14 protein-coding genes are annotated in these 15,329 nt (G+C 45.9%); 5 read left to right on the plus strand and 9 right to left on the minus strand.

Annotated features, from left to right (window positions below):
• Positions 1-36: 36 nt before the first annotated feature.
• From ST37_RS18460 to msrA, 8 genes are all read right to left on the minus strand, one after another.
• Positions 37-975, minus strand: coding sequence for a TIGR03899 family protein (locus tag ST37_RS18460; RefSeq protein ID WP_084889012.1), 939 nt, complete (start codon positions 973-975; stop codon positions 37-39).
• Positions 976-1,269: 294 nt separating this feature from the next.
• Positions 1,270-1,758 (minus strand): DUF3299 domain-containing protein, encoded by a 489-nt coding sequence (locus ST37_RS18465; protein WP_084889013.1) that lies wholly within the window; start codon positions 1,756-1,758, stop codon positions 1,270-1,272.
• A 2-nt stretch (positions 1,759-1,760) separates the two neighbouring features.
• Positions 1,761-3,020: an ABC transporter permease gene (locus tag ST37_RS18470; RefSeq protein ID WP_084889014.1), complete on the minus strand. Its 1,260-nt coding sequence runs from the start codon at positions 3,018-3,020 to the stop codon at positions 1,761-1,763.
• 7 nt (positions 3,021-3,027) lie between these two features.
• Positions 3,028-3,723, minus strand: a complete 696-nt coding sequence (locus ST37_RS18475; protein ID WP_084889015.1) for an ABC transporter ATP-binding protein — start codon at positions 3,721-3,723, stop codon at positions 3,028-3,030.
• 48 nt (positions 3,724-3,771) lie between these two features.
• A complete protein-coding gene (locus tag ST37_RS18480; RefSeq protein WP_084889016.1) occupies positions 3,772-4,488 on the minus strand; it encodes a DUF2796 domain-containing protein in 717 nt (238 codons plus the stop codon).
• 24 nt (positions 4,489-4,512) lie between these two features.
• On the minus strand, positions 4,513-4,827 hold the full coding sequence (locus ST37_RS18485) for a DUF2607 family protein (protein ID WP_172401044.1): 315 nt from the start codon (positions 4,825-4,827) through the stop codon (positions 4,513-4,515).
• 313 nt (positions 4,828-5,140) lie between these two features.
• Positions 5,141-5,692 (minus strand): YtfJ family protein, encoded by a 552-nt coding sequence (locus ST37_RS18490; RefSeq protein ID WP_084889018.1) that lies wholly within the window; start codon positions 5,690-5,692, stop codon positions 5,141-5,143.
• 84 nt (positions 5,693-5,776) lie between these two features.
• Complete coding sequence (msrA, locus tag ST37_RS18495) at positions 5,777-6,403, minus strand: peptide-methionine (S)-S-oxide reductase MsrA (protein ID WP_084889019.1); 627 nt, start codon at positions 6,401-6,403, stop codon at positions 5,777-5,779.
• Between the two features lie 208 nt (positions 6,404-6,611).
• On the opposite strand from msrA, the gene ST37_RS18500 reads away from it, so the two are divergent.
• The 4 genes from ST37_RS18500 (at position 6,612) to ST37_RS18515 (ending at position 13,380) form a co-directional block, all read left to right on the plus strand.
• Positions 6,612-8,282, plus strand: coding sequence for an autotransporter assembly complex family protein (locus ST37_RS18500; protein WP_242426366.1), 1,671 nt, complete (start codon positions 6,612-6,614; stop codon positions 8,280-8,282).
• Positions 8,279-12,127 (plus strand): translocation/assembly module TamB domain-containing protein, encoded by a 3,849-nt coding sequence (locus tag ST37_RS18505; protein WP_084889021.1) that lies wholly within the window; start codon positions 8,279-8,281, stop codon positions 12,125-12,127. Before ST37_RS18500 ends, ST37_RS18505 begins: the two co-directional genes overlap by 4 nt.
• A 36-nt stretch (positions 12,128-12,163) precedes the next feature.
• A complete protein-coding gene (locus ST37_RS18510) occupies positions 12,164-12,520 on the plus strand; it encodes a gamma-glutamylcyclotransferase (protein WP_084889022.1) in 357 nt (118 codons plus the stop codon).
• Between the two features lie 332 nt (positions 12,521-12,852).
• Positions 12,853-13,380 (plus strand): lipocalin family protein, encoded by a 528-nt coding sequence (locus ST37_RS18515; protein WP_084889023.1) that lies wholly within the window; start codon positions 12,853-12,855, stop codon positions 13,378-13,380.
• Positions 13,381-13,433: 53 nt separating this feature from the next.
• On the opposite strand, the gene fbp is transcribed toward ST37_RS18515, so the two are convergent.
• Entirely contained in the window at positions 13,434-14,447 is a 1,014-nt protein-coding gene (gene fbp, locus ST37_RS18520) for a class 1 fructose-bisphosphatase (protein WP_084889024.1), read from the minus strand.
• A gap of 252 nt (positions 14,448-14,699) precedes the next feature.
• Here fbp and ST37_RS18525 point away from each other — a divergent pair, with 252 nt between their 5' ends.
• Complete coding sequence (locus tag ST37_RS18525) at positions 14,700-15,317, plus strand: hypothetical protein (protein WP_084889025.1); 618 nt, start codon at positions 14,700-14,702, stop codon at positions 15,315-15,317.
• The last annotated feature ends 12 nt before the right edge of the window (positions 15,318-15,329 follow it).

Here is a 15,329-nt window from a genome sequence, read left to right on the forward strand (position 1 = left end):
ATAGAGTTACCGGCATTCAACGGGTCTAATATTGAACTACGCTGACGTCGAAATACTGCTTTTGACTTCACTAGTAATGGTAAACTTTTGACTCAGTAATGCGAGCAGTTGATCGTGATACTTCATATTGGGTTTGTTACCTAAAAGTCGACATAATTCGTTGCCAATTGGGCTGAACCGATAGTAAACCAGTCTCAGGCCTTTAGAGTGTGGCTCTAATGCAAGATGTTTACCTTGGTAGGTAACAACTACTGCTGGGTTTGTTTCGATTTCGCCCGACTCTAATTCGGTACCGATCAACACTCCCAGCTCTACAAGCAGCAGTAAGCTTGAATAGGGTAGTTGGAAGCTGCCTAAATTGAGCGTGGTATTGTCGTTTGTCCGCCCTAAAGAAAATAAACTGGATTTGGCTCTATAACCAATGATGAGTTTATTCGCACCATCGCCCCCGAAGGTGCTGGCGAGTGATGCCCCTCGTTGAATGATTTGAGCCTCTTTGGCTGACAGATCTTTCAATAGTTTGAGTGACTTGATGGACGTTGAACCTGGGTTAATCACTTCGCGTTTAAGGACTTGGGCCCATAAACGTTGCATTGCTGAATTCCCAATGTCTTGGGCCATATCAAAGAACCGATATAACCAGTCATCATCAGGCGTACTCGCAGCTTCATCTCTGCATGATGCGTGAGCAAATGCGATTATTTTCTCAAGGTTTAGCTGACGTCGCTCTTGGATTTGTACGCTGCGAGCTTGAATGCGTTTATCAATACTTAGCCCAGAGGATGGTGAAGTGATTTCTGCGTCAAGATGATAGCGTGTTGCAATGCTGGCGATATTGGCAGCGCTATCTTTGATGGCCGACTTGGATTGGGACTTACCCTGTTTAGCAGACGATTGCCCTTCGCTAGGTTTCTCCGACACTGTTACCGACGGGTTATCATGGTCTATCGTGACGGGTTTTTCAGTAGCGTTCATAGTCTAATGCTTAGGGTACGTGATTCTGTTAATTGTAGATCGGCCAGGACGAAAAAACTAATAGAGAAATAACAAATAGAGAACTGCGTCCACGCACTTGCATTATGTAATGGTTTTGTTAAATTGAATAACAAGTGCATTGCAAGGGGGTAACATGCGTCATCAAGATGATCGTCTAAAAAAGCAGCTCTCTATTGCTGTGTTACTGCTGCTCTATGTGGGAGTCATGTTTTTTTTATCTCGTTTCATTGGTTAACGGTGCCGTTGTCACCGTTAAACCGTGTACTGCAAATTTTACTCGTCATCGTATTGCTCGAGTCGCACACCATCAATGGTATACCCCGTTAATGCAAGATCTGTTGATTGAGTTTCTGCCGTTAACTCTCCCACGACATACACCACATCCCATAACTGTTGAACGGGTGCACCGGAAGGAAATCGAACATAGACGATTTGATTCGGCGGTGGCGGTGGAACATGGATACATGCGCCAAAGTAAGGCACTAATAAAAACTCAGTGATGTGTGTATCGGTTCCTTCCAGTGGGATCACAAACCCTGGAATTTTTACTTTGCTCCCAGAGAGCTCTTCTCGAAAGCCACCAGTCAGTGGTTGAAGCATTTGTTCACCGTCATGACTCACCTGCGGCATACCTTGAGTATCGAACTGCCCTCGCTCACTCTCTGGAATCAGGTCTAACCAATCAAGTTTAAGCGGCTCGTCGGCAATTGCCATGAAACTTACACTTAGGAGTAATGTGCATACAGACCAAAATTTCTTCATAATTATACTCGTATTGTCATTCCGTCAGACAAAGACTGACGATAAGCTCGAATGGCAGGTAAAATCCCTATTAGAATACCGGCAAGTTGCACTAACCCTAATAGTGTCCATTCGTGGGAGGTGAGCCAAGACAGCTCAATGGTAATGCCATAGTTGCTTTGAATTATAGGCTGTCCAAGTGCCAGTAACCCATATAGCCCTGCGACGCCAACCACAATCCCCATAAAGGTGATTGTACTGGCTTCCGTCACCAACAAGGCGAAAATATGGCTAGGTCGAGCACCCATGGCTCGCAAAATCGCCATTTCTCTGCGGCGTTCCTGCAAACTGGTCAACAGACTACTTAGCATACCTAGAAGCCCTGCAATCACCACAAAGACTGAGACTGCGAGTAGAGCTTGCTCGGCAACAGACATCATTTGCCACAGCTCTTGCAGCGCTAACGCTGGCATAATGGCACTCAGTGGTTCTTGTGAATATGTATTGATCGCTCGCTGCACGCCAAAGGTTTGTATCTTGGAGTTTAACCCAAGCATAAACGCCGTGATTTCATTTGGGCTGAAATCCATGCGCCCCAGCGTGTCTTGATCGGGCGCGCCGCCAAGGTGAGCACCACTTTCCCAACCAACGTGTATCGCCTCGATCGCTTCTAGTGAAACATGCACCGTTTTGTCTATAGGGGTACCTGTCGGTGCAAGAATACCTACAACTTTAAAGGGTGCATTGTCGTGCTTGGTGAAGCTTACGTCTCCCATACCGTGCGCAATAACAATGTCGTCATTAAGCTTGTAGTCAAGATCTCGAGCGACATCCGACCCAAGCACTGCTTCAAAAAGGTGCTCGAAAGGCTGGCCCTGCTCTACGTTAAGTGACTGCTTCTTGCCGTACTTATAGTGGGCAAAGTAATCTTGATTGGTGCCCATCACTCGAAAGCCACGGTGAGAATCTCCCAACGAGATGGGGATCGCCCACTTAACGGCGGGATTATTTGACCACTCTTGGTAGCTTTCCCAGGAGATGTTGTTGGTGGCGTTGCCAATGCGAAATACTGAGTACAGTAATAAGTTTACTTGGCCAGAGCGTGCACCGACGATCAGATCGGTGCCTGAAATGGTATTGGCAAAACTGCTTTTTGCTTCGGTTCTAATACGCTCGACACCCAACAACAAGATGACTGAAATAGTAACGGTCAAAACGGTAAGAAGAGCTGTCGCTTTACGGTTGCGCAGGCTTTTCCATGATAATAAGGTGATTGTCTTCATAGGTGTCTCATACCGTAGCGCTTGCGCGGTTTAACGTTTCTAAATTGATGGTGCGTTTAAAAAGTGACTCTAAAGTAGGGTCATGAGAAACAAACACCAACGTAGATTTAGATTGCTCTGCCTCTTCCATCAGCAGTTCGATAAATGCAGTACGGTTGTTAAAGTCTAAAGCAGAGGTGGGTTCATCGGCAATAATAAGCTCAGGCTGTCCAATCAAAGCTCTCGCTGCAGCGACACGCTGCTGCTGGCCGATACTCAGTTCAATCACCGGTTTATTTAATAATCCTTTAGGCAAGTGCAGGCGATCCAGCAAATGTTCAGCTTGTTTTTCTGGTGCGCCTTCTACTGCTTGTTTTCGCTTGCTTGAAAAACGGCAAGGTAGCACGACATTTTCAATGACTGAAAGGTAAGGGAGTAGGTTAAATTGTTGAAAAATATAACCTAAATGATCAGCCCTGAACTTGTCTCTTTTACTTTGAGACAGCTCTGATAAAGAACAGTCTAATACTTGAACCTGACCTTGCTGCGCGATATTGATACCCGTTAGTAGACCTAGCAGAGTTGACTTTCCGCATCCACTTGGCCCCTTAATGAACAAATGCTCACCGGCTACAACGTTAAGTGATTCTATCTGTAAAGTGGGAGCTTGCTCCGCCTGCCAACGAAACTCTACGTCGGTCAGGGAAATAATGGTATGACTCATAATTGTCCTATAAGTAAAGCTGGGACTAGCCCAGCTTTATTCTCGAAATTAGAAACTAAAACGAGGGCTATCTACTGTCAACTTGGTCGACGTTTGGATCTGATCGGTTAGCAGATTTAACGTTATGGCTTGACTTGAGCCAAACTGAGTAAACCAGGTTGTTTCAATTTGATTGAGATTCTCGGGCTTATCACAGCTAAATTGGTATTGAACATTAAACTCGCCATGGCCATTTTCGTGGTCATGATCTGAATGGTCATCATGTTCATTGTGGTCATGGTGATCATGATCTGAATGGTCATCATGTTCATTGTGGTCATGGTGATCATGATCTGAATGGTCATCATGTTCGTCGTGATCATCGTGATCATCGTGATCATCGTGGTCATGGTGATCGTGATCTGCATGGTCGTCATGATGGTCATCGTGAGCGTCTTCACCGCCTAAGGTGTGTGTTACGTCAGCGCTGATCAGTGTGCACTTAGCATTGCTATCCAGGACAAGTAATGTAGACCCGTTTTTGAGTGCGTCGACTGCTTGGTGAATCGCATGCTGTTGGTCGTGATTTGTTGGGGCATGTTCAAATCCAACCACGTCGGAACCTGGCGCTAAAATTTCGACCAAAACATCGCTTCCATCTTGAGCGATATTAAACTCTACTTGGCCATGAACGTGCGCTGCATGTTGGCGGAAAGAGTCGGCTTGCGCAACCCCAGAAAATGTCAGTGCGCTGAGAATGAGTGCGCTAAGCTTTGTATGTTGCATTGAGTGTTCTCCAAAAGTGTAAATTCATGATGTGAATAAGTGAACAATTGCTCTTGGTGGATCTCTGGCACAAAATTTTTCGAGGCTAAGAATGACGGATTGAATCGGTAATGCGGGAATGATTTCATCGGTAAATTCTAGTGTAGGCAGTTCATACACTGTATTACCAAGCGCGTGTTGCAAATTGGCAAATAGCTCGCACTGATGCTCTTCGTGGTGATGAGGGTCGATATCCATTGAGTGGCTGACATTGGCATAGCCAGCCCAGAATAGAATAATGAGACTAAGCTTGACAGTATGCGACCACAAATTGGGTAGTTGTTGGTGTGATGGATACATTCTTTCAGCTGAAAAGAGCATTGATTAGGGCAATGTATCAAGTTTAACAGTAAGTTGGGTAATAATACCAACCAAAGCAATTACCTGATCATTCTTGCTGGTTAAAATCACTGATAACGGCGTTAAAGATTTTGTGGGTAGAACAATTACCTACGGCAATCTTTGCCTTGTTCTCAGCGATTTTTCCGTCGCAATATTCTGACCAGTTAATTACTTCGATTGGTATTAGTGTCTTTTTCAGAAACTTTTACCCAACTTTTACCCAATCCTATTATTTAGAGGACGTTTTGAGTTTGGTATTTAGCTGTGGTGGTTATAAGTTTTCGGAGACAAGTGCCATAACTTGAGCAATTTCAGACTCGTCAAGAGCACCTTCTTTCATCCACAAAATAGTGCCATTTGCGTCTTGTACCGCAATGAATGAGTTTTCTTTTTGAAGTTCCCACGCTTTCGTAACGTTGCCTTTTGCATCGAGTACCATAGAAGACCAAAAGCTTTCGCGCTTACTGTCTTCAAGACTGCTCTTGACGAAACTGCCTGTGCCCCACATCGCATCATCTTGATTCACAATGGTTGTGGTTTGATACTTGTCTTCTGGAAATTTGGCTTCTGTGATGGCATCCATGAGAGGGGCATTCAGTGCTTTTGCGCTTTTACGACCGGCAATGATGTGAAGGACTCTTGTTTTGCCCAGCATTTGTTCACTGTCCCAAGACTTATAGGTGATTTTGTCACCATCAACAAACAGTTCTCCCTTGTCTGCGACCGTAACGGTGGGGGCTTTTTCACCAACAGAAAAAACGACCGCTTGGCTAGAAAATGAACAAAGGGAAAGGCTGAGTGCAGCCAAAAGTGAATACTTCATAAAGGGGTCCTTGTTTTATGGCATCGTCAAAAATAGTAGCTTATACAAAAACTGGTCGGATGTTAAGTTTTTGTTAAAGTGCGTTTATATAAAACACACCCCAGTACCACCTAACCCGCAGTATCCGTTCGGGTTTTTGGCTAGATATTGTTGGTGATAATCGTCGGCAAAATAGTACTCTTTAGCGCATTGTATCTCGGTAGTGATAGGGGCTGCTTTGTTAGCTTGTTGGAGCGCCTGTTGATAGGCCTGCTTGGATTGGTTGGCAATCTCTAAATCTTGTTGATCGTGGGTGTACACGACTGAACGGTATTGGGTTCCGAGATCTCCACCTTGTCGCATACCTTGTGTTGGATCGTGGTTTTCCCAAAATACTGTCAGTAGATCGTCCAGTGAGGTTACTGTTGAGTCGTATACCACTCGGACAACTTCGGCATGCCCTGTACGTCCTGTACAGACTTCTTCATAAGTTGGGTTTGGCGTAAAACCACCACAGTAACCGACCGAGGTTGTGACAACCCCAGGTTGTTGCCACATTAGGCGTTCAGCACCCCAAAAGCAGCCCATACCAATGATGATTTCTTTTAGAACACCGTCAGCCACAACGGCCATATCACTCTGATTCACAAAATGAATTGGGTTAATTCTTTGAGCTTGGGTCCGTCCTACTAAAGCGTCTTTTTGAGACACTAGTTGTTGCTTGTCTTTCATATTAACATCCAGTTAACTGTGGTATATTTTTTACCATCATTATCGATCCGATGAGCTTATGGTTGACGCAAGTGCAATCAGAGTCAAGCTATCTATTTCATTTAGGGATAAGTGTTCTTCAGACATGGAAAAAGTGTCATACATGACAAGGTTGCTGCTCACCAGCATTCAAAAGAGGGTCATAACCTTGGTTGTAGTGCTTGGGTTGATGTCGGCACCGGTCGCCGCGAAAACCAAACTCAACATTGAAGGGTTAAAAGACGATCTAAAAAAGAATGTTGAGGTTTATCTCTCCGCGATAGAAGACAAAGACTATTCTACCTCGCTTAGATTTCAATCTAGGGTAGAGAGCACCGTTACCGAGGCGCTAAAAGCGTTGGGCTACTACGCGCCGACAATCGTTATCCAAGTTGATGAAGAGAAGGACGTTTTGACGTTTACGGTGGATATGGGTGAGCCAGTAACAATAGAAGAAGTCGACGTCGTCTTAGATGGAGAAGCGGGTCAAGATGTAGCCTTTCGTAATTTGCTGCAACAAAGTGCCGTACAAAAAGGGGCTGTTCTTAATCATGGCGACTATGACGCCCTAAAAAGCGGTATTCGCAATATGGCGCTGCGTAGAGGGTATTTTGATGGCACTTATACACTCTCCCGGTTAGAAGTGTCACCAGAAAGAAAGCAAGCCTTTGTGAGGCTGCATTACGCCAGTGGAATACGCTATAACTTTGGCACGACCTTGGTACAAGGCAGTCAGATCGAAGAATCGAAAGTGCAATCGTTGATCCCGTATCAAGAAGGTCAGCCTTACCTGGCGTCCGATATTGGTAGTTTAAATCAAAACCTATCCAGCACCGGTTGGTTTGGTTCTATATATATTGAGCCCGATTTATCTCAAGTGGGTAAAGGACGGGATCTCCCGGTTAACGTCCAGCTTTCTCCTCAATCAAAGAATCAGATTGAGACTGGTTTGGGTTACTCGACCGATGTTGGTATTCGAGGCACCCTAAAGTGGAAGAAACCATGGATCAACCGATTTGGTCACAGCTTTGACTCGAGCTTTCAGTTGTCACAACCAGAGCAAATCATCACCGTGGGGTATGAGATCCCGCTTGAAGACGTACTCAATGAGTACTATCGATTCGCCTATGGCATGAAGCATTTGGATAACCGAGATACCGAGAGTCTAGAGGCGACAGCTGCGGTTGAGCGTCACTGGCAGCTCGATTCTGGGTGGCACCGCACGCTCTATCTCAAAGCGGTTCAAGAAGATTTCGAACAAGGCTCGCAAGACGACTCATTCTTTATGTTATTACCGGGTATTGCTTACTCTAAAACTCGCTCCCGTGGCGGTGCAATGCCCACGTGGGGGGACAAGCAGCGTGTCAGTGTTGAATACGGTGATGAAAACTTTTTCTCCGAAACTCAAGTATTGCGCCTATCTGGAAATACTACGTGGATCAGAAGCATTGGCTCTAACCATAGAGGGATTGCGCGCTTAGACGGCAGAAGTAATTTCACTGAAGACGTTACAAGACTGCCACCATCTCTGCGTTACTTTGCTGGTGGTGATAATAATTTACGCGGTTATGGTTATGAATCCATAGCTCCTGTTGATGACGATGGGCAACTGATTGGTGCAAAGTATATGGTCACCAGTACTCTAGAGTACCAGTATCGGGTGTACGGTAATTGGTGGTTGGCAGCATTTGTGGATTATGGTGATGCTTTTTCTGAAACCCCGGAGTGGAAAACCGGTACTGGAGTGGGCGTTAGATGGGCGTCGCCAATAGGACCGGTACGCCTGGACTTTGCATTGGGACTGGATGCGCCTAAAGGCGATCAATTCCAGTTTCACTTCGGCATAGGACCTGAACTATGACCGAACAATCAGAACCGTTAACCGACAACAGATCACAGCCCGACAGCACTGCAGCAGACGTTGGCACTAAAAAGAAACGCTTATGGTGGCCCGTGCGTTGGCTGCTGAAGTCTTCGTTAGGGTTGATTATTTTAGTGATTTTGCTGGTGTTGCTTATAGGCGGACTGTTATTTACCAACCCTGGCCTTAAAACCATAGTGTGGGGGGCTCAAAAAGCGCTGCCGCAATTAAGCGTAGAAAACAGTGAAGGGGCATTGTTGAGGGAGTTTACTCTCACCAATGTTCGATTTAGTGATGAGTCACTTGGCGTCGATACCGAGTTTGGTCAACTGCAGTTAGGGGTAAATGTTGAGTGTGCTCTGCGTTTGTCGGTTTGCGTTGAAAAACTGGTGGCTAAGCAAGGCTACCTTAAACTGTTTGATACAGGGACACCTGTCGAGCCGGAGCCGGAACCTGAACCAGCAGATGACGATCCTTCGCTCATTTTTGTGCCTATTCCTATTGAAGTCGGATTGATTTCACTTGATGACATTGAGCTTGATCTTTTCGGTATTGGAATCGATTGGAACACATTACACACATCGGGTGGATTTTTTGGCAGTAAATTAACCCTGTTACCGAGCGCGATCTCTGGGCTGACACTGTCGCTTCCTTCCTCACAAGAAGAGCCTGCAACTGAATCTGCTGAAGCTGAGGTTGTGGAGTCTGGCCCAATCATCCTTCCAGATGTGTATATCCCTCTGAAGATAGACATTAAGCAGCTGGAGCTCACGCAATTTGAGTATCGAGCTGAAACACCGATTGTTGTGAATCGAGCAATGCTTATTGGGCAAGTCGGTGGGTATGACATTGGTGTCGAGCAGTTTGAATTGGAGATGCCCGAAGTCGACGCGACTCTGCAAGGGGACATTCGCCTTGAAGCGGAGTATCCACTGGATCTTCAGGTGATTGCGACGGTGTTGCACCCAGAGTTGAAAGGTCAATCGGTGGATCTTTCAGTGAATAACTCTGTCGCCGATCTCGATTTAGATCTTACTTTATCTAACCTTTTATCGGGCCACTTCGCAGGAAACCTACAACCCTTGGACCCTGTTTTACCGTTTGATCTTGCAATAAAAGAGGTTGACGCTTTTTGGCCGTTATTTAGCGAGCCAGAGTATCAAGCCAGCATATCGTCTTTGGTGACTAAAGGGAGCCTAGATGGATTCAGTATTGAACTTGTGGGCGCGGTAGATGGAACGGTTGTCCCCACTACAGAGTTGGATTTACGAGGAAGCGGTGATTTATCCCATATCGACCTAACTCAGCTTACGGTGGGGGTTTTAGGGGGAGAGATCCAAGGTACTGCATCCGCAGATTGGTCAGCTCTGGTTAATTGGCAGGCCGAATTGGCGTTCGAGCAGCTTCAACCGGGGCTAGAATGGCCGGAAGCCGAAGGTGAAGTTAGTGGGCGCTTACGTACAGACGGCTCGTTAACAGAGGCTGGTGGGTGGCAAGTATCGCTGCCGCTGCTCGATATCGATGGAATATTGAGAGAGTATCCACTAAACCTAGAAGGCTCTGTTGATGTGTCGGATGTGGCGGGCGCCGGAGAGTTATACGTCGATATCCCATCCTTGTCGTTAAGCCATGCTGATAATAGTGTCCAGGTGAGTGGCCAGCTCGATACGTTGTGGGATTTGGCGCTCAACTTGAACTTCGTGGATTTAGCGGCGAGCGTACCAGATGCTCAGGGGCGAATCCAAGGTGAGGTTTTGATAGGCGGTGCGTTAGAAGAGCCCACCTTACAGGTCGACCTCAATGTTAATCAGTTCGCTTTTAAAGACATCGCGACGCTAAATTCATTGTCTTTGAAAGGTGATTTGACACCGTTGCCGTCACCCAGTGGCGATATCGCGTTAAAGGTTAACCAACTGCAGGTGAATCAACAAGAAATTGATAGCATTGCGCTTGGGTTTGTTGGCTCTCAAGACCAGCATACATTGCGCTTAGATATTCAATCCGAGGTGCTATCTGGCGGGTTAAGCATTCGTGGTGGGTTAAAGCTCGAGCCTGATCTTAATTGGAGTGGCGCACTGTTTGATGCTCACTTTAAAACGTTACAAGGAGAGTGGCGTTTGGATCATGAGCCAAAATTGGGTTACGACATGGCGACAAACATTGCTAATGTCGAGGCGCATTGTTGGCGACAAGCGCAATCCAAGGTTTGCTTAGACAACGACGTTGTTGCTGGAGAGTCTGGAGAGGCATCGCTTTCGGTTAATGAGTTTAACTTTGAGCAGTTGGCTGCATTTATCCCTAAAGGCACTGAATTGGATGGACTGTTTAATTTGCAGGCCCAAGCCAAATGGGCACCTGAGACCCCGATTGAAGCACAAGCAACGTTAACATTGCCAACCGGTAAGGTGACTCAGAAGCTTGAACCTGATTTGGTGGTTGGTTGGGAGCAAATGAGTGCCAAAGTCATGCTGGCGAATAATAATCTACGCAGCGAGTGGGCCATTGATTTGACCGAGAACGGACAAATAAAAGGCTACGCGAATTTGGATGATGTGTTGAATGACAGTCGAGACATTGACGCGAACATTGTTATCGAAGAGATCAACTTATCGCCTTTGCAACCACTGGTCGGCGAGTTTAGCCGGGTTGGCGCGTTGATTGAGTCTGACATTGCGCTAAAAGGGCCGATGTTAAAGCCAAAAGCCGAAGGCTATTTTGCGATCAATGATATGCAAGTTGCTGGTGACATAAGCCCTGTTGAAGTGAATAACGGTGAGCTTCGTGTTGATTTTACTGGGTATCAAGCCGCTCTTAACTCTCGCATAGATACTGCAGAGGGGAGCTTGGAGATTAAAGGTGAGGCCGATTGGACGGATACCGAGGACTGGTATACCAAGCTTAATATTTTTGCCGAAAAGTTGTTGGTGAGTGTCGAGCCAATTTTAGTTGCCTCGGTAGAGCCTGACCTAAACATCTCTATTGTCCCTGGAAACATCAAAGTCGAGGGTAAAGTGGCACTGCCTTATGGGCGAATTACGGTTCAAAGCTTGCCCGAGTCAGCGGTATCACTTTCTAGTGATGAAGTGCTTCTTGATGAAAATCTGCAGCCACTGGAAGATCAAAGTGAGATTCCATTTAACATAGAGACCAACATTAAAGTCGTCATTGGAAACGATTTTAGACTCTCTGCATTTGGCTTGAGAGGTAGTCTGGTTGGCGATCTTTCTGTCACTCAAAAAGATCAGGCGCCGTTCATTATTGGTGAAGTTAACATCGTCGATGGTGCTTATCGTGCACTAGGCCAAGATTTGGTGATCAGTGAGGGTAAGGTTTTATTTAATGGGCCTGCCGATCAGCCGTATTTAGCGGTCACGGCGATCCGTAATCCAGATAATACTCAAGACGATGTGACCGCGGGTGTGCGAGTCTCGGGGCCTGCAGATGAGCCAGAAGTGATCATTTTCTCTGACCCGTCAATGCCGCAAGCAAATGCGCTGTCTTACATTTTAAGGGGACAAGATCTCGATGCGGAGGCAGGTGGTGACGTAATGACGACAGCATTAATAGGATTAAGCCTTGCGCGCAGTGGTAAACTGGTTGGAGAAATTGGCGAAGCGTTTGGTGTGCAAGATCTTCAATTAGACACCGAAGGATCCGGTGACGACTCACAAGTGACGGTGAGTGGTTACATACTGCCAGGTCTGCAAGTGAAATATGGTATGGGAATTTTTGAATCGATTGGTGAGTTTACAGTGCGTTACCGAATTGCCAAGGATCTGTATGTTGAAGCCGTTTCCGGTGCAGATAACGCATTAGATGTGCTCTATCAGTTCCAGTTCGACTAAGCTGTATTAGGTGAGTAGTTAAGTTAGGAGTCATCCATGGACAGTAATCCGCATTTAGTGTTTGTATATGGCACATTGCGCCAAGGCGAAGTAAACCATGACTTATTGGCCTCTAGCGAGTTTATTGGCGGTCACGTGACTGAGCCCAAGTTCGAACTTCAAGACTTAGGTGAATATCCGGGACTGATTGCGGGTGCGAGCTCGATAGTCGGGGAAGTCTACCGAGTCGATGAACAGACGCTGGCCAAGCTCGATATATTGGAAGATGTGCCTATTGAGTATCGTCGTGAAGTTATCGATACCCCGTATGGCTCTGCTTACTACTACATCTACCAAGGCCAAGTTCAAGGGCGAGATATCGATGGTGGCGACTGGTTCTCGCGGTTTGGATAAAAGCATCCATAAAACTTATGACTTCTGAGGATCCTGTGGATCGATTTTGTGGCGTTCCCATTCAATCACTTGCCATTGTTGCTTCGCGAAATACTTTGCCACAATGGGAGTAAGTGGCCCACTCATCCCTGTCACTAAAAAAGCTTTTTCATCGAAAATTCACTCGTCCTAGTGATGGCTTTATTAAAAGGCACATCGCTCTTTCAATACAGCCTAACGGTCGCAACGACAAATGAATGCGAAGTGCTTCACATCAAAATTGATCGATGGCAGCGTACAATGAGTAACAGTGAACATAAGCAATTATTTTTTTGAAAACCAAGGAGCTAGGTATGTGGAAGGGATTGTCTCAATGCGTTGTTGCCTGCTGCGCATTTTTGTTGAGTGGCTGCGTGAGCGTGCCTGACGGTGTGACACCGGTAAAAAACTTCGATTTGGAGCGCTATCTAGGCACTTGGTATGAAATCGCGCGATTGGATCACAGCTTTGAACGCGGCATGGAGCAGGTTACGGCCACCTATTCATTACGAGATGATGGGAGCGTTACGGTTGCAAATAGAGGGTTTGTCACTGTCGACGCGCAGTGGGAAGACGCAAATGGTGTGGCAAAATTTACCAATGCAGAAGATGAAGGTCATTTAAAAGTCTCTTTCTTTGGCCCTTTTTATGCGTCTTACGTTATTTTTGAGCTCGACAATGAAGAGTATAACTACGCGTTCGTCACTGGACCAAACCGTGATTATTTGTGGTTTTTGTCTCGTACGCCAGAGGTGGATGAAGCGCTGAAACAAAGGTTTTTAGATAAGATTGAGCAATTAAATTTTGACACAACCGAGCTGATTTGGGTCGCGCAAAAGTAAGGGATAAATACCCGGCCTAGGGAAAGGTATTTGCCAAGGCCGGTAACGAGAGTTTACTGCTCAGGAAACTCCTTCAGAAACTGTTCAAGTTTTTCTACCATGTTGCTTGAGCCAACAAAGAAGGGCACACGTTGGTGCAGTTCGGTCGGTTTAAGCTCCATGATGCGTGTGTTGCCGTCTGAAGCCAAGCCACCCGCTTGCTCAATCAAAAAGGCCATTGGATTGCACTCGTATAATAGGCGAAGTTTACCATTAGGGTAGCTTGCCGTACTTGGGTAAAGGTAGAGACCACCTTTGAGCAAGTTGCGGTGAAAGTCTGCAACGAGTGAGCCAATGTATCGAGAGGTGTATGGACGACCATCATCAGGCTCGTTCTCTTGGCAATACTTAATGTATTTTTTTACTCCAACAGGGAATTTGATGTAGTTCCCTTCGTTTACCGAATAGATATTACCATCTTTTGGGATCATCATGCTTTCATGAGAAAGACAGAACACACCGATTGACGGATCGTAGGTAAAGCCGTGAACCCCGTTACCTGTGGTGTAAACCAACATAGTTGAAGAGCCGTAGATTACGTAACCGGCGGCAACTTGTTCGGTGCCAGGTTGTAAGAAATCTTCCTCAGTAGGCGGAGTGCCAACTGGGGAGATACGGCGATATATTGAGAATATGGTACCCACGGAAACATTCACATCAATATTTGATGAGCCATCTAATGGATCCATTAGTACCACATATTTGGCGTTTGCATTGCTATCGCGGTCGAAATAGACGGCTTCATCTTCTTCTTCACTGGCGATACCACAGACTTGTCCACGTGCTTCTAATGCGGCTTTAAACTTATCGTTCGCATATAGATCCAGTTTCTGCTGAGCTTCACCTTGAACATTTTCACTACCGACTGCACCGGTAATATCGGCGAGACCAGCTTTATTAATCTCTCTGTTTACGACTTTTGCCGCGAGACGAATCGATGCAAAAAGTGAGGACAGTTCACCTGTGGCGTGGGGGAAATCTTGTTGTTTCTCTACCACGAACTCTCCAAGAGTGCGCATATTGGGCATAATTGTTCCTTCAGTCATACTTAGGTAGGGGGAATACACCTGTCTTCTATGAGACTTTTCGGTGTTAGTTTAATCATAGGCGGTGAAACTTTTTAATGGTAATGAAGAAACTAGCAATCGTAGCTAGATTGTGAAATATATGTCAAAGTTTCTAAAAATGAGATCTGGCAATAGGTTAAAGTAGGTCTAGTGAGTGAAGAGTCTGGTGTTAGGCGTGATGTTAAACAATGGGTATAACTAAGTGAGAAGCCGATGATAGGTGAAACAAATCGGTATAAACAACTGGTCAGTTCGTTGTCTCAAGAGAGTTGTTTATCGTTAAATGAACAGCTTCAGCGACTGTGCCATGAACGCTGGGTAATCGCCATTCAAACCCCTACAAAGGACTCGGCAGTGGCAGAAGAAAGTATTTTCAAACAGTGTATAGAGTTGTTGGATCATTGTGGCTATCACCCAAGTTTTGCTTGGCTTTCTGAATCTGGTCCAAATGTTCGACTGATTGAACGTACACAATCCCCATTTCTAGTGATGCACTTGCCAACAGAGATCGATTCGGAAAGTGCGCGTGGTCTAACGATTCATACTTTACTGCGTTGTACTTATCAGCCGATGCATTTGTCGGGCGCTGTTCTTCATTCGTTGGCAAAAGTCGTGATATGGAATGATGACGATTGGGCACAGCAGCATTTTACCGCTGCAGAAAGCGTTTCGCAATTGACCTCAATAGCGCATAATGCTGCTAACTTGTTAAGTGAGAGTTCGGTGACGGAATCACAGTGCTTCATTGCCAGCGCGGCGCTGCACATTGGCGTGTTAGAATCCGTGAGTCACTCTTTTTTAAGTCAACATACGTCTAGTCAAGATAGTTAATCAGTTTGAGAG

Origin of the sequence: Vibrio sp. qd031 (assembly GCF_002100145.1) — a bacterium.
Classification (GTDB): Bacteria; Pseudomonadota; Gammaproteobacteria; order Enterobacterales; family Vibrionaceae; genus Vibrio.

Excerpts from the sequence above, each read along its gene's own strand:
- ST37_RS18460 (WP_084889012.1), bottom strand. The coding sequence starts at position 975 with ATGAACGCTACTGAAAAACCCGTCACGATAGACCATGATAACCCGTCG.
- ST37_RS18465 (WP_084889013.1), bottom strand. The coding sequence starts at position 1,758 with ATGAAGAAATTTTGGTCTGTATGCACATTACTCCTAAGTGTAAGTTTC.
- ST37_RS18470 (WP_084889014.1), bottom strand. The coding sequence starts at position 3,020 with ATGAAGACAATCACCTTATTATCATGGAAAAGCCTGCGCAACCGTAAA.
- ST37_RS18475 (WP_084889015.1), bottom strand. The coding sequence starts at position 3,723 with ATGAGTCATACCATTATTTCCCTGACCGACGTAGAGTTTCGTTGGCAG.
- ST37_RS18480 (WP_084889016.1), bottom strand. The coding sequence starts at position 4,488 with ATGCAACATACAAAGCTTAGCGCACTCATTCTCAGCGCACTGACATTT.
- ST37_RS18485 (WP_172401044.1), bottom strand. The coding sequence starts at position 4,827 with ATGTATCCATCACACCAACAACTACCCAATTTGTGGTCGCATACTGTC.
- ST37_RS18490 (WP_084889018.1), bottom strand. The coding sequence starts at position 5,692 with ATGAAGTATTCACTTTTGGCTGCACTCAGCCTTTCCCTTTGTTCATTT.
- msrA (WP_084889019.1), bottom strand. The coding sequence starts at position 6,403 with ATGAAAGACAAGCAACAACTAGTGTCTCAAAAAGACGCTTTAGTAGGA.
- ST37_RS18500 (WP_242426366.1), top strand. The coding sequence starts at position 6,612 with ATGTCGGCACCGGTCGCCGCGAAAACCAAACTCAACATTGAAGGGTTA.
- ST37_RS18505 (WP_084889021.1), top strand. The coding sequence starts at position 8,279 with ATGACCGAACAATCAGAACCGTTAACCGACAACAGATCACAGCCCGAC.
- ST37_RS18510 (WP_084889022.1), top strand. The coding sequence starts at position 12,164 with ATGGACAGTAATCCGCATTTAGTGTTTGTATATGGCACATTGCGCCAA.
- ST37_RS18515 (WP_084889023.1), top strand. The coding sequence starts at position 12,853 with ATGTGGAAGGGATTGTCTCAATGCGTTGTTGCCTGCTGCGCATTTTTG.
- fbp (WP_084889024.1), bottom strand. The coding sequence starts at position 14,447 with ATGCCCAATATGCGCACTCTTGGAGAGTTCGTGGTAGAGAAACAACAA.
- ST37_RS18525 (WP_084889025.1), top strand. The coding sequence starts at position 14,700 with ATGATAGGTGAAACAAATCGGTATAAACAACTGGTCAGTTCGTTGTCT.